The 19,782-nt window shown below is 44.4% G+C and carries 28 protein-coding genes; 1 reads left to right on the forward strand and 27 read right to left on the reverse strand.

From position 1 onward, the window contains the following. Positions 1–9: 9 nt before the first annotated feature. The 5 genes from INP79_RS07905 to INP79_RS07925 all read right to left on the reverse strand — a co-directional run bounded on the left by INP79_RS07905 (position 10) and on the right by INP79_RS07925 (position 2,491). Positions 10–525, reverse strand: a complete 516-nt coding sequence (locus INP79_RS07905) for a DUF1643 domain-containing protein (RefSeq protein WP_228519762.1) — start codon at positions 523–525, stop codon at positions 10–12. Between the two features lie 489 nt (positions 526–1,014). Beyond that, positions 1,015–1,302 carry a DUF1294 domain-containing protein gene (locus tag INP79_RS07910; protein WP_194753636.1) on the reverse strand — a complete coding sequence of 96 codons (288 nt, stop codon included), beginning with the start codon at positions 1,300–1,302 and terminating at the stop codon, positions 1,015–1,017. A gap of 11 nt (positions 1,303–1,313) precedes the next feature. Next, complete coding sequence (locus INP79_RS07915) at positions 1,314–1,907, reverse strand: serine protease (protein ID WP_194753637.1); 594 nt, start codon at positions 1,905–1,907, stop codon at positions 1,314–1,316. A 5-nt stretch (positions 1,908–1,912) separates the two neighbouring features. Further along, complete coding sequence (locus INP79_RS07920) at positions 1,913–2,212, reverse strand: hypothetical protein (RefSeq protein WP_194753638.1); 300 nt, start codon at positions 2,210–2,212, stop codon at positions 1,913–1,915. A gap of 3 nt (positions 2,213–2,215) precedes the next feature. Further along, complete coding sequence (locus tag INP79_RS07925; protein ID WP_194753639.1) at positions 2,216–2,491, reverse strand: hypothetical protein; 276 nt, start codon at positions 2,489–2,491, stop codon at positions 2,216–2,218. A gap of 46 nt (positions 2,492–2,537) precedes the next feature. Between INP79_RS07925 and INP79_RS07930 the strand changes: the two genes are divergently transcribed. Then, positions 2,538–2,963, forward strand: coding sequence for an endonuclease domain-containing protein (locus INP79_RS07930; protein WP_194753640.1), 426 nt, complete (start codon positions 2,538–2,540; stop codon positions 2,961–2,963). A 15-nt stretch (positions 2,964–2,978) separates the two neighbouring features. On the opposite strand, the gene INP79_RS07935 is transcribed toward INP79_RS07930, so the two are convergent. The 22 genes from INP79_RS07935 to INP79_RS08040 form a co-directional block, all read right to left on the reverse strand. Next, positions 2,979–4,520, reverse strand: a complete 1,542-nt coding sequence (locus tag INP79_RS07935) for a hypothetical protein (protein ID WP_194753641.1) — start codon at positions 4,518–4,520, stop codon at positions 2,979–2,981. A gap of 24 nt (positions 4,521–4,544) precedes the next feature. Next, positions 4,545–5,327: a M23 family metallopeptidase gene (locus INP79_RS07940; protein ID WP_194753642.1), complete on the reverse strand. Its 783-nt coding sequence runs from the start codon at positions 5,325–5,327 to the stop codon at positions 4,545–4,547. Between the two features lie 92 nt (positions 5,328–5,419). Then, on the reverse strand, positions 5,420–5,764 hold the full coding sequence (locus INP79_RS07945; protein WP_194753643.1) for a hypothetical protein: 345 nt from the start codon (positions 5,762–5,764) through the stop codon (positions 5,420–5,422). Positions 5,765–5,772: 8 nt separating this feature from the next. Next, positions 5,773–6,459: a hypothetical protein gene (locus INP79_RS07950; RefSeq protein WP_194753644.1), complete on the reverse strand. Its 687-nt coding sequence runs from the start codon at positions 6,457–6,459 to the stop codon at positions 5,773–5,775. 67 nt (positions 6,460–6,526) lie between these two features. Continuing rightward, the gene (locus tag INP79_RS07955; RefSeq protein ID WP_194753645.1) at positions 6,527–7,204 is read right to left on the reverse strand and encodes an EAL domain-containing protein; all 678 of its coding nucleotides are present in this window, start codon (positions 7,202–7,204) and stop codon (positions 6,527–6,529) included. Between the two features lie 12 nt (positions 7,205–7,216). Then, a complete protein-coding gene (locus tag INP79_RS15650; protein WP_370583240.1) occupies positions 7,217–8,176 on the reverse strand; it encodes a M23 family metallopeptidase in 960 nt (319 codons plus the stop codon). Positions 8,177–8,445: 269 nt separating this feature from the next. Then, positions 8,446–9,051, reverse strand: a complete 606-nt coding sequence (locus tag INP79_RS07965; protein WP_194753647.1) for a hypothetical protein — start codon at positions 9,049–9,051, stop codon at positions 8,446–8,448. A 77-nt stretch (positions 9,052–9,128) separates the two neighbouring features. Then, the gene (locus INP79_RS07970) at positions 9,129–9,821 is read right to left on the reverse strand and encodes a hypothetical protein (protein ID WP_194753648.1); all 693 of its coding nucleotides are present in this window, start codon (positions 9,819–9,821) and stop codon (positions 9,129–9,131) included. Between the two features lie 60 nt (positions 9,822–9,881). After that, complete coding sequence (locus tag INP79_RS07975; protein ID WP_194753649.1) at positions 9,882–10,352, reverse strand: hypothetical protein; 471 nt, start codon at positions 10,350–10,352, stop codon at positions 9,882–9,884. Between the two features lie 108 nt (positions 10,353–10,460). Beyond that, a complete protein-coding gene (locus tag INP79_RS07980) occupies positions 10,461–10,790 on the reverse strand; it encodes a hypothetical protein (protein WP_194753650.1) in 330 nt (109 codons plus the stop codon). A 218-nt stretch (positions 10,791–11,008) separates the two neighbouring features. Continuing rightward, positions 11,009–11,803, reverse strand: a complete 795-nt coding sequence (locus INP79_RS07985; RefSeq protein WP_194753651.1) for a PRTRC system ThiF family protein — start codon at positions 11,801–11,803, stop codon at positions 11,009–11,011. Then, entirely contained in the window at positions 11,800–12,435 is a 636-nt protein-coding gene (locus INP79_RS07990) for a PRTRC system protein A (RefSeq protein ID WP_194753652.1), read from the reverse strand. Before INP79_RS07990 ends, INP79_RS07985 begins: the two co-directional genes overlap by 4 nt. Beyond that, on the reverse strand, positions 12,435–13,169 hold the full coding sequence (locus INP79_RS07995) for a PRTRC system protein B (RefSeq protein WP_194753653.1): 735 nt from the start codon (positions 13,167–13,169) through the stop codon (positions 12,435–12,437). Before INP79_RS07995 ends, INP79_RS07990 begins: the two co-directional genes overlap by 1 nt. A gap of 13 nt (positions 13,170–13,182) precedes the next feature. After that, positions 13,183–14,292: a PRTRC system protein F gene (locus INP79_RS08000; RefSeq protein ID WP_194753654.1), complete on the reverse strand. Its 1,110-nt coding sequence runs from the start codon at positions 14,290–14,292 to the stop codon at positions 13,183–13,185. A gap of 107 nt (positions 14,293–14,399) precedes the next feature. Next, positions 14,400–14,609: a PRTRC system protein C gene (locus INP79_RS08005; protein ID WP_194753655.1), complete on the reverse strand. Its 210-nt coding sequence runs from the start codon at positions 14,607–14,609 to the stop codon at positions 14,400–14,402. A gap of 6 nt (positions 14,610–14,615) precedes the next feature. After that, the gene (locus INP79_RS08010) at positions 14,616–15,089 is read right to left on the reverse strand and encodes a PRTRC system protein E (RefSeq protein ID WP_194753656.1); all 474 of its coding nucleotides are present in this window, start codon (positions 15,087–15,089) and stop codon (positions 14,616–14,618) included. 209 nt (positions 15,090–15,298) lie between these two features. After that, positions 15,299–15,514, reverse strand: coding sequence for a hypothetical protein (locus tag INP79_RS08015; RefSeq protein ID WP_194753657.1), 216 nt, complete (start codon positions 15,512–15,514; stop codon positions 15,299–15,301). Between the two features lie 72 nt (positions 15,515–15,586). Then, positions 15,587–17,263: a PRTRC system ParB family protein gene (locus tag INP79_RS08020; RefSeq protein ID WP_194753658.1), complete on the reverse strand. Its 1,677-nt coding sequence runs from the start codon at positions 17,261–17,263 to the stop codon at positions 15,587–15,589. Positions 17,264–17,479: 216 nt separating this feature from the next. Beyond that, a complete protein-coding gene (locus tag INP79_RS08025; protein ID WP_194753659.1) occupies positions 17,480–17,680 on the reverse strand; it encodes a hypothetical protein in 201 nt (66 codons plus the stop codon). An 8-nt stretch (positions 17,681–17,688) separates the two neighbouring features. Further along, positions 17,689–17,898 carry a hypothetical protein gene (locus INP79_RS08030; protein ID WP_194753660.1) on the reverse strand — a complete coding sequence of 70 codons (210 nt, stop codon included), beginning with the start codon at positions 17,896–17,898 and terminating at the stop codon, positions 17,689–17,691. 85 nt (positions 17,899–17,983) lie between these two features. After that, on the reverse strand, positions 17,984–19,045 hold the full coding sequence (locus INP79_RS08035; RefSeq protein WP_194753661.1) for a toprim domain-containing protein: 1,062 nt from the start codon (positions 19,043–19,045) through the stop codon (positions 17,984–17,986). Positions 19,046–19,319: 274 nt separating this feature from the next. Continuing rightward, positions 19,320–19,778 carry a hypothetical protein gene (locus INP79_RS08040; RefSeq protein WP_194753662.1) on the reverse strand — a complete coding sequence of 153 codons (459 nt, stop codon included), beginning with the start codon at positions 19,776–19,778 and terminating at the stop codon, positions 19,320–19,322. Between the last annotated feature and the right edge of the window lie 4 nt (positions 19,779–19,782).

The following is a 19,782-nucleotide window of genomic DNA, read 5'->3' on the forward strand; positions in this document are numbered from 1 at the left end:
AATCTAGCTTCACTCAAAGAATTTTATGGGCTGAGTAGCGGCGCTGACATAGAGAGGGTGTTTTGGTGACCCATCTTTATTTCTCGCTAGGCAATACAGTTTCTTTTCGAGACTTTCTGCACGAAGTAATTTAATGACATCCCATGAGCGCGATTTTGCTGCCTGATGATTTCCCCAAGCGCAGATAGTCATATCCGATAATTTCACAGCTTCAATAATGGACTTGTTGGCTTCGGTCAGGTCGCCAATGGGGTCAGTCTTTAAAAGACCAGCTGGGTCAGTGCTTCGTAGTGGAAACAAATTCACGATGTGCAGTTGGCCAAACCTCATTGCTATGGCTCGGCGCTGACAACGCTCAATAGTGGGGTCGTTTTCTGCCTCGGTTGCCGTGCTTGGGTTCAGCATCAAGAATGTGAGTGCCGGCCCCTTTGTCCAGGATCTCGACAAGGTGTACCGATAAACCATTTCATCGTCATAACTGGCGATGCTGTCTTGTACGAGCGTGCTGTCAGTTTTGATAATCATTTTTTCTTCTTGGCATTCATAATTGAGTTCAGATCAAAATATTGATTGACATATTATTAATTTTGGAGTAGCTTGAAATTTGAATTAACCTTTTTGGAGGTTTAATGCAAATCAAGTACATCCAGGCGCTTCAAGTTCTTTCCTTCGCCCAACATCACAATATTATTTAATTGTCCTTGAACGGGCTTCAAAGTCAACTACTGGAAATTACTATTTCCAGCAATTGACACAGATACTGCTATATTCAAATTTTTACCCCATCCATTTAAGTAAAGTTATGAATTAAATCTGGGGATGATCCGTTCGATCCGCTATATTCGCCCCACATTTACTTCCATCTACAACATCAACCAAAAATTAGTTCTTATTTTGTTTTGGCTGACAGCTTTTAAATTTATTCGACAGCCTCAGCTATCAACAGCCTCAAAATAATGGCTTAAAACGCGTTATATGAGGGCCGATTTTCGATCAACCTCTCAAGATTGATACTCAGGCATTAGATGCCTTGAGCATCATATAAATTACGACCAGGTTCGCTAAGATTGCGAACACCAATTTGGCTATGAATGTTTTTTTCCTGTTTTTGTGGCGCAGGAACTTCATGGCCATGATTGCCCCGATCCATCCAAAAGCCACACACGCTGCCATCAGCCACGTCTCTGGAATACGACTCAAATTATTTACCGCGGCACGCTTGTCGACGTAGAACATCCCGAATGTCAGCCCACCCATGGTCCCAAAGTACATGATCAAATCGCCAAAAAGTTTTATTGTCATTTTTGTCCTTATTAACTCGGCATCTTGCTAAGAATGTCCAACACGGGGATTGCCAGGCAATGATCTTTATAGGTTGTTTTGGTACCAAACACCAGTCCAATTAATTCGCCGCGAGCATTAACCAAAGGGCCGCCTGACGAGCCGGGGTGACAAAAGCTTGTGGTTTGCATCACAACCCCTACATCGGTGGTCAGCAATCCAACCATTACTCCCTGACTCATTGCGCTATGCCCTACTGGATAGCCGTATGCCCATACCGGATCACCATTGCGATATTCGGTTTGTATTGGTACTGGATTTCCTTCAAAGACACTGCCTTTCAAGAGACACGCATCCAGCCCACCCATCGTTGTATAGCTTTGGGTTGGGAACACATTACCTGTCTTTCGGTTTATCACCCTAAACAAGCCATCATGCTTGACCACATGGCAGTTGGTCAGAATCGTATTTCTTGAAATCAGCACACCGGTTCCATAATGGATTTTGTTGCCATCCACTATCTCGATTCGATAGATCGCATCTTCAATTGAATACGCACTGCCGGCACTGGCTCCGTGGGAGACTGCGGCCAGCGCGATAATCAAAGACTTTAGGATCGCCTTCATTGAGATCAAGCCTTACCTGGCCATGGACGTGGGAAAGGCCGCATTCCTTTTGGTTTGAACAAATGAGTTTTTTTCGCCGCAGTAGCGAGGTCCATGAGAAATCTATCGTTAGACTCAATCCACCCTTCGACCCAGAAATGCTCTTCCAAAAAGCCCGGACATTTCTCCTGCAGCAGCTCTAACAGCTCTCGACCCTCATCGATACGCTTCACTATTCCTCTGTTATTTGTGTGCAAAACTTCATCGATGGCTTTTAAGCGGTTCAAGCTTGGAATAATGTCAAAAATAAATTTTAAAAATTTCATAAATTATTGAGCTTTCAACACGTTCAAAGGGATGGTAGGTATCTTGCATTGTTCAGGTTTGCCGTCTTTGAAAGACACGGTTAACCCATGACTTCTAAGATCATTACCCATCAATAGATATGCTTGCCCATCAAGGCACATTTTTTTCACAGTGGCGACTACGATCCCTTTTGAAGTCAGGTCATACGTTTCAATGATGGTTGAATTGAGTGGGATTTCCTTTTCTGCAAAAGCTGAAATGGAGTATAAAAATAAGCTCAGAAAAAATGTTTTTTTCATAATCACTCTCTATTGAATTCTCAAAAACCGCGTGTAGTCTGGTTTTATGAGGGTTAAATCACTAAAAGCACTTGGCAATGGCGCTTGGAAACTCCATGCGACAACACCTGTAAAACCTTTGAATCCGACCTTGAATCGATCAAAGGTTGATAATAGTCTCATCCAGAAAATGCTTTGGAATGAGGTAAAGCTACGTTGGCCACAACTTGCTGAATCGGAATACAAAAACGCCGTACCAGGCAGGAAATTTCGCATTGATATTGCCATCCCCTCCGTAAAGCTGGCTATCGAGGTCGATGGGTGGCAGTATCACGGAAAATTCAAAGAGGACTTCACCAAAGACCGCGTTCGCCAAAACCTGATGGTTATAAATGGCTGGCGAATCCTCCGATTTACTGCCAATCAGATCCGAACTGAAATGCCCATGTGTATTGAGCAAATCGAGTCCGCGATCAATGCAAAATTATCCTGACCTTCCCTTCTATATCTAAGCTGGAATCAACTTCTTAATTGCTGCAGGCGTTGAAGGGTCACTTCTAACCTCAACCAGCGTCTGCTGCGCTCTTTGAGCCATCACTTCACTCATGATTTGGTCGGTGTAAATCGACTTTTGCATGTACTCAGTAGACTCGGCCGTAAAAATGCCACCAGCGACTTGGGTACCAAAGTTTGCCAATGCGTATTTTTCTAGAATCGGTATAGCTTTCGGCCCCACAATCTTCGCTACCGCGCCTGCTGACGGAACGAGGTTAAGCGCAGTCAGCATTTTTTCTGCGGTCGACATTTGCTTACCAGAGAAAAAATTACGGCCGGAGTAAAGCTCCCATGCAGCAATGGCTGTTCCTGCAACCGGTGCACTAATCAGGAGGTCTTTAACTACCGCGCTGCCAATTGGCTTAACAGTCCCATAAACTGCCAGAGATAACCCGCCAATTGTGGTAGCTGTCTGACCAAGAACTTCCTTTGCATCGATCACCAGAGCCTCTACGAGCTTTCTGTGTGCGGGGTCAAAGATAAGCTCACCATTCGCATACATGTCGTTAATGCCTGCCAGGCTCAATCTTTGTTTGGTATTGGTGTTGGGCAAAGCGGACAAGTCAGCGAGGTTTAATTTGACCGGGCTGTTCGTATTATTGTTAACTTTTACTGCAACGGCCTTCTCACCATCCAGAGATTTGGCTTTGAAATCTAGGCCTTTGACAGTGTTAGTTGGCTTCCATTTATCCACACTTTCTTCGAGCGTTTCTGTCTCACGCTTATTGCCCTTGTCTGCCTGCTGGATAGCCCACTTCACATAGTCATCGTATTCCTTGCCACCATTGGGCATCACTTTGTCGAAAAACTGCTTTTTCTCAGGTGAAGCAGAACCCAGCAAGAAACGCGGTGCCTTCTGAATATTCTTGATGTCATGAATCTGTTGTTGAATAAAGGCGCGTTCGTCTGGCCTATTCAGAGAGTATTGCAGTAATGCTTTGTATAGTTTTTTGGCTTTCTTTGGCACCACGGCATCATTTTCAACAATAGTCATGGTGTCGCCCGTACCAGGTGCAGAAATACCCGGATCAGCACAGAACGAACTTGCATTGATATTTACCGCAGCGCCCGGAGGCAGAGTAATATCGCCGCCTGCCTTCAATCGTTCAATATTCTCAAGATAACTGATATATGGGCGCAGTGCGTTCGAGAATTTAACCAGGTCTTCGAAATCAAGATTCTTTTTCTCCAATACCATTTTTCTAACTTGCTGGTATTGCTGGAACTGAGTTTCAGACTGAGCTTTGTTACCTGGATCATAAGTCAAAGGGTCGCCGTCGCTGAAGACCAACAGTTCCTTGTTACCTTTTTCCAGGAAGTCGGACAAAACATCGCCACCGTTGTTTGTATTGCCACCAACGGCCGTCCCATTTGGCAGGCTATTTAATACCTTGCCGAATACTTGGTTTAATAAATTGTCCAATCCTGCGTTGGCAACAACTGGGGTCGTCAGCTGGCAGAAAATCAAAATTGAAGCGGTGAGTTTTTTTAGCATGTTTATCCCTTGGGCTTTTCTTTATTATTTCTCATTAATTCCAGATATCAACCGGCCTTTTGAAATGAAACTGTAGGTCTCACCTGTTTTGGCCCTAAAAATTCTGTTACCGTCAGTGAGCTCTACTGGAAGCCGCCTGATTCTAAAATCGCTACCAGTCCATTCTGGCTTTCCTACTTCGAAGTGTAAATGTTCGCCACTGGCATAACCCGTACCACCCAAAAATCCAATCAGATCCCCTGCCTTAACAGACTGTAAGTGCGTTACTATCGGCTGGCTATGCTTTAAGTGAGCATATTGAGAGAGAGTGCCATCGGAATGCACTATCAGGACATAATTGCCTTTATTGACGCATTTAGCCTCGAAGCAACCAAAAGTCTCATCATATTTTGAACCAATCACCACACCAGCCCTTGCAGCCACAATTGCAGTTCCTGAAGGGGCTGCAAAATCGATAGCATATTCACTACTTGGATCATTAACCGTGTAATGGCTTGATTTTCTGTTGTCACCAAATGATTGCGTTACCAAAGCCTCGATCCCATCTTTGAAAGGCATGCGGTAAACATAACTATTACTGGATTGAACATTTCCCCAGGCGACATCATTTGTGAAACTTATGGTTCCTTTGGATTCAACACTTCTGAAGGAAAGCACTACCTTTCTCTCCATTGGCTTAAAGACTGCCAGTGTCTTTTTGTTCACGCCCTTTCCTTTGGCTGTAATGACCGCGGACACTGGTACAGGCAATTTGTTATGAGCGTACAAATCAACTGAGCCTGTTTCGGTTCTAAATACTTCCAACATTAAAAAATCGTTATTGGAAGATAAAGACTTTGGCCAAGCCGTTGTGCACATGAACAATAGCAATGGAAGTGTCAGCCACCTCATTCAGACAACTACCCTTTTTTCCCAATATCAGGCACTAGGTAGCTTGGATGCTCTGAACTATCGCCTAGATCTACTTGAGGGATGGTTATCGGTGAGGATGATTCAACGCGCTCTACTGTTGGCTTGATAATTTTGGTAGTTACAACGGCAGCGGGTGCCGCAACCTGCTTGCTCATCTTTGTCATGAAGTGATGGGCCAATAAACCACCAATAGCCATGCCTACTAACAAAGAAAGAACCGCGATAAGTAATACAACCTCGTAGGCTAAAAACTCTTTGCCCCAAATGCTGGTTTTCCACCACGGGTCGTTGCGAGAGAACTTAGCTAAATCAACTTTTTTAGACTTGAACATATTTTTTCCTAGGCGAATAAAGCGGTCTGGGCAGAGTTAACCCATGACTGATTTTTATTCATGATTTCGTATTGCTTGCTGATTTGGTTGAAGTGCAACTTGAGCATCAAATACTCATGATTTGCGCTTTCAAACGGCTTATGGATGATAGCCAGGCTGCCCGGGCCAACATTGTGGATAGCCACGTTGGTAAGAACCTGTATCGAGCAGATTTTGGTGCTGAGCAGATCGGCATCCGTGCCAGCCACTGACCAACCAATTAACTCGTTGTCACCAAAGTCTGATTTCAATGCGGACATCAAAGAGAGAATGTATGCGCCGCACCCACAATCTTTGTCTTGAATAGTTCTGAAGCCTTTGGTCAGATTCTTATTCCTTACCATCAGCTCCATCAGGAAGTCAGGGATATAGGGGCTGCCGGAGAAATCATCCGTCCTGTATGGGGAAAGTTCAATCAAAGCCGCGCCCAGAATGTTTGCGAAAGCTGGTTTGCTTCGCACTTCATTGATATACACAGAAGATATGTTCAGCACGTCATCTGAGACACTGCAATTATCCCCAGTGCTCAATAAGCTGCAATAAAGATGTTCAACAGAAGCAACGAATAACCCGAATGCCTTTTCCTTGCCATAATGAAAGCAAGCATCAGCAACCTTGTTGTTCAGCTTAGTTGGTTCGAGAATTTTCTTACGCATTTACTACCCCAAGTTTCACTATCAATTATCCATACGAAACGAATAAATCAAGTGCGACTGGGCTTTACTACATAACTAATTTTCTTTCTTCGATAATCGCTTCATTTACTTGATCTTGGATATAGTAACCCTGACCATAATTGCAACCGCACTCTACTGCGATTTCAAAATCACGCGCATTTTCAATCCACTCCATCACTATTGGTACACCTTCGTCACGGCACCATTTGGACATCCATTGAATAGCGCGATAGTGTTTTTCTGATTCGCGAGCTTCATGAAGCAGCAAACCGTCGAATTTTGCGAGGTCGGGCGTTACTGCAAGGAATCGCTCAATAGCGTCTTGACCTTTACCCATGTCGTCAATCGCGATCTTAATATCGAATTGCTCACGCCAACGCTCAAGCTTCCGGCCAACCTCTATGATTGTTTGGCTATCATCCTTGATTTCCACCCACTCAATAACCAGCTTAGGCCTGTTTCTGGCAGCTTGTTCAATCTGAGCGTCAGTGATAGTCATGATGCTCTCTGCCGTGAGATTGACTGAAATGATTTCGTCCTGGACGTGCGAAGGCGAGGCACGATTGATCATGCCAAGCATGGCAATTGTGCGTAAATCATGAGTAAGCCAGTTCTTTGGCTTGTTCATGGCCAGTAACTCAAATCCATAAACAGAGGAATCTGCTAGGTTGAGTATGGGTTCAAACTTGTACGACCCCTGGAGTTTTTGAAAGAGACTTTGCATTTTTTTCTTCCGCTAAAAATTGTTCTTTGTTTTCGCAATTTCGGAGCTGACAATGTTCCCTGTCTTGGCTCTAAAAACTGAAAGCCCGGAAGTAAAGTGAACCGGTAAGCTTTCACCTTCCAAAATACTCGACGCCGTATATATTGGTTTAAATATTTCAAAATGTAAATGAGGACTAGAAGAAAATCCTGTATTTCCTGAATACCCGATTTCCTCACCCGCAGATACCTTCATTCCCGTATATACTGGCGAGTTGCCTTTGGCCAGGTGCAGATATTTGGCAACGGTTCCATCGTCATGCTGTATGTAAACGTAGTTGCCCTTATTGGTAAAACTAATGTCATTGCCGCCTACACTTGAGTCATTCTTCACTGCCACCACTACGCCCTCCCTAGCGGCAACCACCGGTGTCCCGATTGGCATTGCAAAGTCTACAGCGTGAGGTGTTTTCATGGCTTTGTGTGACCCCATGTCTCCAAAGGACTGGGTGACTCTAGTCGTAATACCATCGGAAAATGGAAAACGGTATTTGGCTCTGGGATTATGTTCAGCATAGGCATCGCCGAACATCGTGGAAACGTAAACTTTAAATCTTGATGGCTTTGTGCGGTCTTGGGGTGACAGTACAAATGCCACTCGTTTCTCAGATGTTTTTATGACAAATCGCGTTGGAAGGCTGGTGTTTGAATATGTGTTTTCAGCGTCCACCCACATAACCGCACTAACCGACCCGAAGTTGCGATTCTCAACCACAATCTCGGTTCCCCCGGTAGGCAGGTCTACCTGATTTACGAATAAATCAGCTTCAGCCCTGGCATTTACACCATGAAAAGCGAGCATCAAAAATAATGGGTTGACTAACTTCATTAGGTCACTATAAAGGTTGTTAAGCAAATAAGCATGGTCAGATAACACGCCAAAACGGGGTGTTTCTAAGAAGGCTAAAAGAATGAACCGCGCTTTGGTAAGCACGGCTCATTGTTTTAGGTTCTCACTAACTTTCTGGTGATTGGAAACCACCTGAATATTCCGATAAGACTGGTAATTGTGAATCCAAGCTGAGAGACCAGAAGGCCATGAGTTCCGTTTACGACAGCAAAGGCAATCCAACAAAAATTAGATGCCAAAAAGCAAACAAAACCCCAACGAGAATACTCATTGTTCAATGCCAAAAGAAAAGCTCCGGCCAACCCAGTAAAGCAAGCAATCCACTCGATAATTTCCATAATGAACATACTCCCTTAACTTAATTGAATACTTGATGCCGGCACGGTTACCACTCTTTTTTTGGATGAACCACGATAACCACCTCTGAGTTTGACAATTCCCTCTTTCGAGATCGAGTCAATGATGGCACTGGAAAACTTCGCATATCCAGGCACCTGTACGTTTTTGAGCACTGATCCTTCATGCAGGTCGTGAGCCTTCACAATCTCGATATTAATCTTTGATTGAAAGTGCCGAACCAACACGGGCAAGCGTTTATAAACTTCGCCTGCCAACATGTCTTGCATGATCATCCAATGACTCGGACGCCGTTGATACAGCCCATAAAGCTCAGGCTGCAGCCGGTCCCCGCTTCCATCAGAAATAAGCCCTTTCCAGTGCGTTTTCCCCATACCGTCCTTGAAGGACAATATTCCGTAGTCACCAAATGGTGCCTGCGATAACTTGTCAGCCAATGAATCAACCGCGCTAGAGAAGTTCTCCAGCTCAATAAATTCATCCTGTACTCGTTTAGGTTTTCTTGCTGGAACCAGACTCACGTTCTGAGTGACATAGGACACGATTTCATTGATTGATTTCAGGCCTTTTCCAAGAGCCTCATTAATCAGATTTTCAACCATTTGTTTCTCCTGTTAGAGTCGGAGAAACCCCTGCCGGGATTTCCCCGACAGGGTTTGTGAAAATTATTGAAGTGACATTAAGCTGTCAGCCATTTTGGAATTAACACTCGGTCATTTCCAGAAAGGCTTCTAACCACACACTTCATGACGGCGATATCGCGTGTTTCACCGTACTGTTTGTAAAAATAGAAAGGATTATTCTTGTCAGGGGTAATCACCGCTTTGGGCATCACGGGATCGTCTTGGTAGACAACCACATCATGCTGGTAAGTAAGCAAGTGGGCTTGAACGCTATCTTTTATGGGGTCGAGGATTGTTACAATCCCGCGCTCATTGAGATAAATTGCTTTCTCGCCTTTTGATAGACCTAAATCTACTTTTTTTCCTGACAAGACTGCAAGCACCCAAGTTAGGGCAATTCCAGCCAAATCCTCAACATAAACGACCTGGTACTCCACCTCAGACAGAATGAGACTTCTTGCCGTATGAGCAGTCAATTTTGACCGCATCGTACAACACTCATCATGCGTGACCGGTGCATTGGTCATTACTGTTTCAACACCCGTTGCATCGCTTTTGGCAATCAGGTCATACAACCTTAGCATTGGCTGCAAGGTATTCTGATCTGTGGTGCCTACAATCGCTTTTAATTCATTTGCTTTAAGCGAGGCATCAACAAACGATAAAAAACGCTTTGCAGTGTGAGTGTAGTAGTGTGCGAAGGTCGAACCATTCCAGTATCTTCCTGCTAAATCATGAATAACAAACATAATGACTCCTAAGTTAAATCGGGAGCCATACCCGAGGGTATTAGCCCCCGGGGTTGGGATTTAAGCGGATTTCCTCGCTTTTACTTCTTGCCTGAGTTGAAAGTCACCTACATTCCAACTGTCAGCGAGGGTAGCGATCTTTTCAAACGCATCCTTAATTGTTGCATTTTCATCGTTTGTAAAATCGATACTTTCCTCACGGATATTTTCAAGGCTCTTGGAGTGCCGACCACGGCCATCCTTGAAGTGAACCAAGATGACGTGTGCTACAAAACCCTTATCCTTGATTTCGAATAGGATCCGTATGCCGTGTTTTGTACAAAAAACACGAGGCAGATATTGCATGTAATTGAAGGTCAGTAACGGACTTGAACCGTTCTCAAGACACGCTTTATCTTCATGTGGCTTATACTCAAGATATTTGTACTTATTGTGTGAATCCAGCTCTGCCCTGATTTGGCCGTAAAAAGATTGAATCTGATTGACGGTTTGTGCGAACAAGGCTTTTTTCAGAATTGATTGAATTTTCATAACACTCTCCAGATTAAATGCGGAGATGTGCTAATACCCGGCGAGGTATTAACAACATACCCCACGGGTTGAAAGACACCTTTCGGTGCTGTCCTGTATGGACTTTAATTAGCCATGAATATGGCAGAGTTGATGATCAAGACAATAAGGACAATTCTGAATTTCTTCACGTTCTCTCTTATCCTCTTCGATTTGTTTCTGATGCCACTTTCGCCCTTCACACCACGCGTGTTGCAGTGGTGCGATTTCTTTGAACATTGCTGGCATCTCAGTACAACCATTGCTTGCGTCTGAAATTCCAAACTCAAAGGCGCCTAATAAAGCATCGTCCATTTCAGATTGAAAATCAGGGGCTTTGATTTGAGATGCTAACAATGCGCTGGCGTATTCCAAACGAACATTCAGGCCTGGAATTGATTCTTGATGTATTGCTGACATAACACTCTCCAATTTGAAACGGAGATGTGTAAAACCCCTGTAGGGTATTTACATACCCCGTGGGTTAAAAAGACACCTTGCGGTGTTGTCCTGGTGGACTGATGAAATGCGTAGAGAAACTACGCTAACTATGGCTTGCGCCCTAGAAAGCTCTCTAATTGGTCATAATCCAATTAGAGAGCCCTCTAACCCCGAAGGGATAGAAGGCATCTTACTACTTATTGCTTCTTTGTTCTAGCCTTGCGAGCTTTCTTTGGTTTAAAACCCATGCGGGCCCAAACTTCCGGATCAATCGGCAATGGTGTCGAACGTTCGGTTTCAAGGTTCACAAACACACCATGTGATGTAATCTCCCCTTTGGTGAACATCTTGGCCAAAAGGTTTATGCCGTAGGTAGCAACTGTTTTGTTGATAAACAACGATTGCTTTTCCAAGGCCTCTGCCAGACTACAACTAGGCGTATCATCTTCCTGCTCTTTGCTTGGATCAATTGCATCCGGGAACAGATCACCGATGTGGGGTAGACGATTTTCATCATCTGACTTCCACGTTGGATTAATCATGCCCAGTACAATCTGCCCGTCATGCTTACGATTCCCGAAATCGAGGTAGTAAACATCGCTATAAGCTTCGACTATGCTTTTTCTTGCCAACCGGTTATCAACGCAACCGATCACAATATCAACACGGCCAGGATTTGAACTGCCTGTCACCTTTTCTGTTACGGCATCCCAATTGGTTTGCCACCCCAAATTTGCTCGGTTAATTAAAACCTCTGCTTTGTGGTGGCCAACGTCACTCGGGAAGAAGCATTGACGCCCGACATTCGTTTCAGAAACGGTGTCATAGTCAATTAATGTTACATGAAGTCCAGCTGGGTGACCCAGGCCAAGTAATGCGTGATGCAGTGCTGCAAGATTCTGCATTACATGGCTGCCAGTACCACCGGCACCGATTACATGGACTTGTACCTGCTTTGATAACAGTGCTGGTTTAATCACATGATTGTTCATGATGGCTCCCATTCTGCACGTCCTTGAAGGACTGGTGCATCCAGGTCGTAAAACATGCCATACATGCACAACCGCGAGACTACAGACACATCAGGCTTGTCCAGATTACCGATAACCACAGCAATTCTGAACGCCCCTTTGTCATCTTTGTCATCTTCCGGTGAGAAAAATGCCGGACCAGTTGCGTGACTATGAATATCCATTAAAACTGATTCATCATCAGACAAACTTGGACAAACATAATCAATTTTTTGATCACTGGCAAAGCTGAATTTCAGCATTTCCAGGCGCATGGTTTGGAATCTACTATCGTAAATTACCCATGCAGCTACTTCTGTATCAGGAGTTTCCTTCGCCTTTTCCACGAACAGTCGGATTAGGTCTACTGGAATTTTCCCATTTGGAGTATTGATTTCCATTATGGGTTTTGTGCTGCCATACGGAAATGAAACTTCCGGGATGATTCTCACGGGGAATACAACATGTCCCCAGGGCGCTTTGCTTTCCATCCACACACCATTTGAAGCCATCAAAAATCGATGGCCGTAATCAGAAAGGTATTGCAGAGGCTCATGCTTTGGCACCATCACCGTTGGCGTGAGATTTTGAATCATTGTGTCTAAATTATTCATTACAAACCTTTCTGAATAAAATCATCAAATGCTCGGCTAAGTGTCACCCCGGAATTTACCAACAAACCTTCTGGAAATTTCTTCCATTTGTTTGCCAGCATGTCACTCCAGAACTTGTACGCCCCTGCTTTGTACTTAATGATGCTTGTGTGATTTTGGTTGGTGTGTGTGAAGCGACTACGGAAGAACACATCCTCCCACTCACTAATTTTGGAAGCTGCTAACTGCTTGGGTCGTTTAGAACTACCCTCACAAACATGCCCGCCTGCCCATACATTCAGGAAAGGGGCATTAAACAGCTCTGTAGACTGATTTGGCCTGTCTTTACCTTTGCAGGCAAACACGTACCATTGATTCGACGTTTTAGAAACCATGAATACAAGGCCCGGTAACGGAACAACACCAGAAACCTCGCCACCCATATCTTTGCATTTAAACCATAGTGATTTATTTTGCGGCGGCATGTACCACGCCAAAAAGTTTTCACCGTTGCCCAGGATATTCTCTGGTAATAGCTCTGGTTTAACTTTCAGTTGTGGTGTCAGCGTTTCAAACATCTCCTTCAGTGCAATTTTTGATAACAACTTACCCGCTTTGATCATCGGCTTCTTGTCATGGACCTCTACATCGTGAATTGTTGCCAATGTAGTACGACTGCCAGACTTGTAAACCAGAATTGCGTGTGACAATTCGGATCGGTTGTTTTTATCAGAGCACAATACTTCTAGTGACATGATTTTTCCTTTGTTAGAGTCGAACGCCTATCAAACTGACTAGTTGCTCGATATTTTTGAGTTGCTTGAATATCTTTCCTAGGTTGGAAAGCATTTCTTTCATGGCTTTAGGGTCATCCACCGGACAAAGGACAAGTGCTAAATCCTCTGTGTACATATCCGATGATTGATTCGCCATTTCAAAGAAATCATCCATAAGCCGATTGAGGTGATCGTGATCTTCCCATAACAAGTAGAGCGCCGAATGAACGGACTCAAACTCTGTTCCGTAAACATCGATAGACTTGAATTTATCGTGTTCAACAAGACTTATGGTTATCTTCGCAATCTGCTTAATGGTGTCATCAAGGTGTGAAGTCGAGATCTCTTTCAATTTTTCAATATCGAGAGGTTTCTTTATATCGGTAACGTATTCTGGAAAAGCTGCTTTCCATGCATTTGGAGAGTAATCGCATGAGCTTACGCTACCTGCTTCATCATCCCCGTCGTGATACGCTTCCCATTCTTCTTCAAAGTCCTGCTGGTCCTCACAACCATACCACCATGTATGCGGTGCAAGGTCGTGCCCTGCTGCCCATGGTGTCATGATGTTGAAAACACGTGTACCTTCTGTAGCCAACCAGTAATACACCGTCTGGCCAAGACCCGGTACAGCGGTCTCAATCTCAGTCAGTTTTTTACCAATTGAATACCATGGGCACATGGTAGGAGCGATAGTCATATACAAATCGGTGTTCGATTCGTCTATGCGCTTCTCTGAAGTTTCCGTGCAAATGGTTTCATAGGCATCTGATATGTTTGGCGTTACATTGAGCGACAACCCACATACAGAAATACTGCCTATTTCCTTTTCCAGGAAGTTGTTTATACCCTGCTGAACCAGCTTGAAGGGGGTCAGTTCCGTTTCTATGTCTGCGATATAACCTTCATCCATGAGAAATAAAGCGAACTTGGCCCAATTTGCAATAGCTTCACCGGTGATGATTTCTGCTTTGATGTCTGCCGATAGAGCTGGCAATGTCGTTACAGAATGATGATAAGGTCTTGCGGTGCTGGAGCTATTAATGCTTTCGCATTTCGCTGATTCGATTGAATCAGCTTGTCTATTGCTCGAATCGAACATTGTGAATCCTCCGATAGAGAAGGAGAAGGGTGTAACCCCTCCCCTTCATTTAAAGGGACTCGACCTTGAGCGACTGTTTCCAGATGCGTTCTAAGTGAGCCCATGATTTAGCCTTTCGTGCCAACTGATTTCACAAATTTGTACTGCAGCTTATTGCCCGATGTTACTGGGCCTTCAATTTCTGCTGTAGCCAACTCTGGATAGTTCGCGGAATAAATATCCCGGACTGCCTCTGGTGACAAATTCACGCCAGGATCTGGCAGCGTCACTGAGTTGTATTTGAAAACGCGAACAACTTTCTCAACTTTGATAGCCATGATTCATTACCCCCACAAATTCTTAGGAGTATCGGCACCTGTTGAACTGCTGTCGCTTTCAGTTGCCCCTGAAGCTTCATCGCTTGAAGTTGCTTCACCACCTGGTTGAACGTCATCGTCATCATCGTCACCGTTATCGGCAGCTTTGATTTCTTTCGCTTTCCCAACTGGTTTTGCAAGTACCTTCGTTGCTTTCTTCTCGGATTCTTTTTTGGCAGACTCCAGAATGGTCTTTGTTGCCTCTACCTGTTCAACCAATGAACCACGGGTGTCAGTGTAGGAGGTCAAAACATTCACGAAACCCTCATCCAACTCTTGAGGTGTTGCTGTGAGTTGAAGCGGGGTTGCCAATGCGGCTTCGTCATTGTCTTTATCGGACTTTGGAATTACCGTGATGGTCATTTCCGTAGGCGACGCAGACGTAATCAGAAGTGTCAGGCTTGAGCATGACTGTGCTAATTGATGTAATTGTTGAAACATGGTTTTCTCCAGATAAATCCGGTCCATATCTCGCCCATCCGGGCGAAATACTTACCCGGTGGGTTGAATTACAAGTGAGTGGTGATAGACTGAAAGTATGAAAAAACCTTTACAGTCCATCAATGGCACACGTGCCTTAAAAGAACTTGATGCAGTTCAAACGCTTTTCACACCGGAAGCACATGGCCTCGATATGAAAATCAGTGAACTTAAGCGGCGAACTGAACTACGACTTGTCCCTCCAGGCAATACCGAGCTACCAACTCCTGCTCAATTAAGTGCAGAGAATATTTCACCCCAGTAATTGCCTCTTCGGTACGAAGTGTTTCAAGTAAGGCCAAAGCTTGCGCCTGACGTTCCTTGATTTGTTCAACGCTGGCCTCTTCAAGCCAATTGATAAATGATCTAACTAATGCTTTGTCCATGATGGATGCTCCTAAATAAAAGAGGCACCCATCCCGTGAGGAATAGATACCTCACGGTTATAAAAACAACAGTTATGAGAGATTCATGTTCTTAGGCACTTTGCCCTCGAATTCAAAACCCTCCGTGCTCAACAACGATTTGATCAGATCAGCTTTTTTGCCTGCCATCAGTGATGAAAACTTATCACCTATGGCCGCCTTCAAACCAATCTCATCCGCAACCAACTCAATTTCGCTTTTCGTCAGCAAATCCAGATATTCAGCATCGATACGCCAGTGTTTCTCAAGCTTAGCCCCCAGGAATTGCAGGACTTCACCCATTTGACGAACTTCGATATCGCTTTCAATAGACGCTGCCAGAGCTGTATTCAACAGTTCGACAGCCTCTTCCGGCGCCGCCTCCAGCTTAGTAGCCACTTCAAAGAGGTTCGTGGTCGTTAAACCCTCGCCTCCCAGCAGTTTCTTGTAAGCCTGGCTCATCTTATTACCACTGATCCAACGGCCGTAGCCACTGATACCAAGTGCAATCAGAATGAATTGGTTTTTATCTTTTTGCGCCATCAATTCCGCTTTCAACACGGTACGCCATGTCTTAACGCGATACTCTTTGACGCGAGTGGAGTCTTGAACCTCTGTATTTGGCTTTGCTGCGGCTTTGGGCTTATCGGTAGACTGATTCGCTTGTGGCTTGGCTTTATCCTGTACAGGGGCTTGTTGACTCTTGATATGTGCAGCAACCTTTCTAGTGTTGCATGCTGTGTCGAAGCAATGGTCACGGTAAACGTTACCAATACTTCCGGGGATGCTTGATATTGCGGCACCAAAGTTTGCACAACCTCGACATGCTTTAGCTTGTTCCTCACCCACCGCATTCTTGCCTTCGGCAACAATACGAATGACTGTGTGGTTCTCGCCTGGCTTCACAATTCTGACAACAGGATATTCTTCCTTCAACTTAACCACGCGAGCATCAAGCTCGGCCGTAGTCTTGTCGTCGTAACAAACACCATTTGTGCAGTGACCAGAGTGAATCGACTCGCCAAATAATGAACCTTGATTTGATGAGTTGTACTGGCAACCGGCACAATCTGCTTTGTCGAAAATTGCTGCCTCGAGTGATTTTGAGATTTGCTCCAGCTGGGCTTTAAATTCCTGAACCGTCGGTAACTTAGGCAAGGTCATGATTTTTGCTAAAACCTGATCTTGTTTTTCCTTTGTCGCCGTGGCCAGTAACTCTGCGTGCCCAAGCAAGATTTTTCTCTCAACCAATGCTGTTCTAACATTTTCCGAGCAATTCATTAATGCTAATCGCTTTTCTAATGTCGGTAGTTTCCAGCCAAGACGTAGTGCTGCTTCTTCTTTATCGCCGTTGCAATCACCTAAGACTTTTGCAGCCGCCTCAGCTTCTTCAGCTGGGCTCATGTCCTCACGTATTACGTTCTCATTCGTTGAAGCAGCAAGTGCTTCTTCGTCTGACATATTCCGAATTAATACTGGAATTTCATACGCTTCAGAGATTAATTGGACTGCACGCCACCGGCGCTGCCCTGCAATAATTTCATACCCACCTTCAACTGGACGAACCAGAATAGGCGTCAATATGCCCTGGACTTTGATCGACTCCGCTAATTCTTGGAGTTTAACTGGATCTAGCCAACGACGAGGGTTATAAGACCCTAGTTTAAGCATATTTGCAGCAATGACTGAAGGTACATCCTGTTGAACTGGTTGTTCTAAAACTGCTTCCATAACACTCTCCAAATGAAATCGGGAGACGTGTTATTCCCTGGAGGAAATAACAACATCCCCCGGGGGTTAATAATCACCTTTCGGTGCTGTCCTGTTCGGACTACTAAAAATGCAGAAGTCACCCTCCGCTAATTTTGGTTCGCACCAAAAATCTTTCCATATGACTCACTGGAGCCAAATGGAAAGACTGCTGTTGCAATCTTTCCGTCATCGACTTTAATTACCGGTAGCCGCCGCCCAAATCTCTTGCGCCGTGTCTTCACTGGACAATCCCCGTGACCAACACTGCGCCAATTTAAATGACTGGCTATCAATAATACCTTGTGCATCTGAACGGGTCGTTTCAAAGGTTTCCTCGATATGAGTAATGACCTCTTCTTCCCATTCTGAACGTGTTTGCTTTGTACGATCTGCCATGGCATCACCTACGCAGCAATTGGAAACACGTTACTAGGCTCATCCTGTTTTTCAACTTCGTTCACTTCGTAGTAATAGTCGCCAGTGTAGTTACTGTCAAACCCTTGAATGTGACCGTTTTGAATGTCCTTGATGATGGCTTCCAAAGCATCAACAATATCAGTCGCGTTGCGACCATTAACTGTAGCTGTCAATGACAATCCTGTTTTATTCGACATAGTAAAACTCCAAATTAAATGGCGAGATTCCCACCCCGGCTGGAGTGGTTACCCGCCTGGGTTGAAAATCCTCATTTAAGAGGTGTCATGCTACTGAACGTGCCTTCAAAATCTCGTTGATATCTGAGTTTTCCGGCAATACTTTACGAGAGTGTTTGAGATTGGCCATATTCATTGCTTCGACCAGTCTCTCCTGCCCTTTTTGTCCGGGATTTGTTTCAGAACTTGAATCGTTATCCAGCGCCAGGACATATTCTTCAATATGAAGCTTGTCCTTGATCTTGATAAACCACTCAATGTCCCAGTTATTACATCCAGGAAGTCCCACGATGTGACTCTTAGTACCTAACGCAACCATAGACAAAGTGTCGATGGCGCCTTCAACTACAGCTACCTTAGTCGATGGTGTTTTGGACCGCCATACGAAAGGGTATGGAATGTTGGTACCAAAACGAATCGACTTCAGCATGCCAGGTTTAGGTTCACCAATAATACGAAACTCTGCAGAGGTCTCACCGGGCAAAATGAACACAATCGGCCGATAGCAAATTGATGGTCGTTTTGCGCCTTCTTTCCACATGCCTGCATCCTTCAGCAATTGTTCACCGCATGCTTTGATGATGCGAGATTCCGCATTTTTGACATTGCTTGGCATGAAAGCCAGCATCCCACGTTTTTGCGCTTCCCTTACCACTTCAAGTGGCAATTTCCGCACTTTCGTCAGGTACTGGATACACTTAAAATCATCCGCTGAATCAGCGAAAATTGGTTTCAGTCTTTTCAGGACTTCCGCAATTTTTTGATTTCTGAGAGTATCTTCTTTCTTTACCTTTTCCATATCAACAGGCTTTGCTTTCACATCGCCTGAATGGTTACCAGCTAAACGATCAACGGCTTCACCGAAATCCATGCCCCATAACTTCATGGCTGCATCGATGACAGTGCCTTTGTCGCGGCAACGATGACAGAAATAGTGCTTGTCATCGATTTGGATTTGTAACTTGTTGGGTTGGTGACCCTCATTTCCACAATCCGGGCAGTAATTAAAACGCGCGTGTCTGCCCATACGCTTAGCCTGAACCCCTAGCTCGCGCTCAAGGAAGGCTGTTAGCGATAAGTCACGCGCAATGTCTACATTTTTAGCCATAACAGCCTCCTAGTAGGGGTATTGCGTGAAAACCGTCAGAAACAAATGACGGAGCTAGAGCATTCCTGAGCTAAAAGCACAGGAAATTGGCATAGAGCCAAATTCGATACGGGATATTTTTTGTGAAGATATCGTGCTTAGAACACGATGTGATCAAGGATCACTTTTGAAATGCACATAGGATGTGCTGTGTGGACTTTCGCCCAAAAAACTGCTGCGTGATTACGCTTGAAAATAACTGTATATCAATACCTGAATATTTTCAAGCGTTTTATTACTCTGGAATCGGATCTAACTGTTCTTTGTAATTGGCTCGGTAATCTTGAAGGTAATGTATTTCAAGATAGGTCAATCCCCTGCCCTGGGCCATCACAGCATCAACATAGTCACGCACTTCTTGCATTTGAAGTGCCTGTTTAATTTTCTTGTAATACTTTTGAGGTGCAGGTGAAAAAAGTCTCTTGTAACGAATTTCCTCAAACACACGGCCAGTCTGCAGCATCTGGAAGAAAAGCCCGACCAATAATAAACAGATACTAGGCATGAATCTATTTTCTGCTGGAATGTTTACCAGGAATATTTCAATAATTTCATGCCTGTAGGAATCATTAAAAACTAGGACGGCCAAGAATATCCACCCACCTAGCATGAGGTAGTAATCCCAACCACGGTAATATTTTAGCTGGTCAATGTCATCTTGCGACATTGGAGGTTTCTTCAAATCAATTTCCATGTAT

Origin of the sequence: Methylophilus sp. QUAN (genome assembly GCF_015354445.1) — a bacterium.
Classification (GTDB): domain Bacteria; phylum Pseudomonadota; class Gammaproteobacteria; order Burkholderiales; family Methylophilaceae; genus Methylophilus.

Coding starts and splice junctions, on each gene's coding strand:
- INP79_RS07905 (WP_228519762.1), bottom strand. CDS start 525: ATGATTATCAAAACTGACAGCACGCTCGTACAAGACAGCATCGCCAGT.
- INP79_RS07910 (WP_194753636.1), bottom strand. CDS start 1,302: ATGACAATAAAACTTTTTGGCGATTTGATCATGTACTTTGGGACCATG.
- INP79_RS07915 (WP_194753637.1), bottom strand. CDS start 1,907: ATGAAGGCGATCCTAAAGTCTTTGATTATCGCGCTGGCCGCAGTCTCC.
- INP79_RS07920 (WP_194753638.1), bottom strand. CDS start 2,212: ATGAAATTTTTAAAATTTATTTTTGACATTATTCCAAGCTTGAACCGC.
- INP79_RS07925 (WP_194753639.1), bottom strand. CDS start 2,491: ATGAAAAAAACATTTTTTCTGAGCTTATTTTTATACTCCATTTCAGCT.
- INP79_RS07930 (WP_194753640.1), top strand. CDS start 2,538: ATGAGGGTTAAATCACTAAAAGCACTTGGCAATGGCGCTTGGAAACTC.
- INP79_RS07935 (WP_194753641.1), bottom strand. CDS start 4,520: ATGCTAAAAAAACTCACCGCTTCAATTTTGATTTTCTGCCAGCTGACG.
- INP79_RS07940 (WP_194753642.1), bottom strand. CDS start 5,327: ATGTTGGAAGTATTTAGAACCGAAACAGGCTCAGTTGATTTGTACGCT.
- INP79_RS07945 (WP_194753643.1), bottom strand. CDS start 5,764: ATGTTCAAGTCTAAAAAAGTTGATTTAGCTAAGTTCTCTCGCAACGAC.
- INP79_RS07950 (WP_194753644.1), bottom strand. CDS start 6,459: ATGCGTAAGAAAATTCTCGAACCAACTAAGCTGAACAACAAGGTTGCT.
- INP79_RS07955 (WP_194753645.1), bottom strand. CDS start 7,204: ATGCAAAGTCTCTTTCAAAAACTCCAGGGGTCGTACAAGTTTGAACCC.
- INP79_RS07965 (WP_194753647.1), bottom strand. CDS start 9,051: ATGGTTGAAAATCTGATTAATGAGGCTCTTGGAAAAGGCCTGAAATCA.
- INP79_RS07970 (WP_194753648.1), bottom strand. CDS start 9,821: ATGTTTGTTATTCATGATTTAGCAGGAAGATACTGGAATGGTTCGACC.
- INP79_RS07975 (WP_194753649.1), bottom strand. CDS start 10,352: ATGAAAATTCAATCAATTCTGAAAAAAGCCTTGTTCGCACAAACCGTC.
- INP79_RS07980 (WP_194753650.1), bottom strand. CDS start 10,790: ATGTCAGCAATACATCAAGAATCAATTCCAGGCCTGAATGTTCGTTTG.
- INP79_RS07985 (WP_194753651.1), bottom strand. CDS start 11,803: ATGAACAATCATGTGATTAAACCAGCACTGTTATCAAAGCAGGTACAA.
- INP79_RS07990 (WP_194753652.1), bottom strand. CDS start 12,435: ATGAATAATTTAGACACAATGATTCAAAATCTCACGCCAACGGTGATG.
- INP79_RS07995 (WP_194753653.1), bottom strand. CDS start 13,169: ATGTCACTAGAAGTATTGTGCTCTGATAAAAACAACCGATCCGAATTG.
- INP79_RS08000 (WP_194753654.1), bottom strand. CDS start 14,292: ATGTTCGATTCGAGCAATAGACAAGCTGATTCAATCGAATCAGCGAAA.
- INP79_RS08005 (WP_194753655.1), bottom strand. CDS start 14,609: ATGGCTATCAAAGTTGAGAAAGTTGTTCGCGTTTTCAAATACAACTCA.
- INP79_RS08010 (WP_194753656.1), bottom strand. CDS start 15,089: ATGTTTCAACAATTACATCAATTAGCACAGTCATGCTCAAGCCTGACA.
- INP79_RS08015 (WP_194753657.1), bottom strand. CDS start 15,514: ATGGACAAAGCATTAGTTAGATCATTTATCAATTGGCTTGAAGAGGCC.
- INP79_RS08020 (WP_194753658.1), bottom strand. CDS start 17,263: ATGGAAGCAGTTTTAGAACAACCAGTTCAACAGGATGTACCTTCAGTC.
- INP79_RS08025 (WP_194753659.1), bottom strand. CDS start 17,680: ATGGCAGATCGTACAAAGCAAACACGTTCAGAATGGGAAGAAGAGGTC.
- INP79_RS08030 (WP_194753660.1), bottom strand. CDS start 17,898: ATGTCGAATAAAACAGGATTGTCATTGACAGCTACAGTTAATGGTCGC.
- INP79_RS08035 (WP_194753661.1), bottom strand. CDS start 19,045: ATGGCTAAAAATGTAGACATTGCGCGTGACTTATCGCTAACAGCCTTC.
- INP79_RS08040 (WP_194753662.1), bottom strand. CDS start 19,778: ATGGAAATTGATTTGAAGAAACCTCCAATGTCGCAAGATGACATTGAC.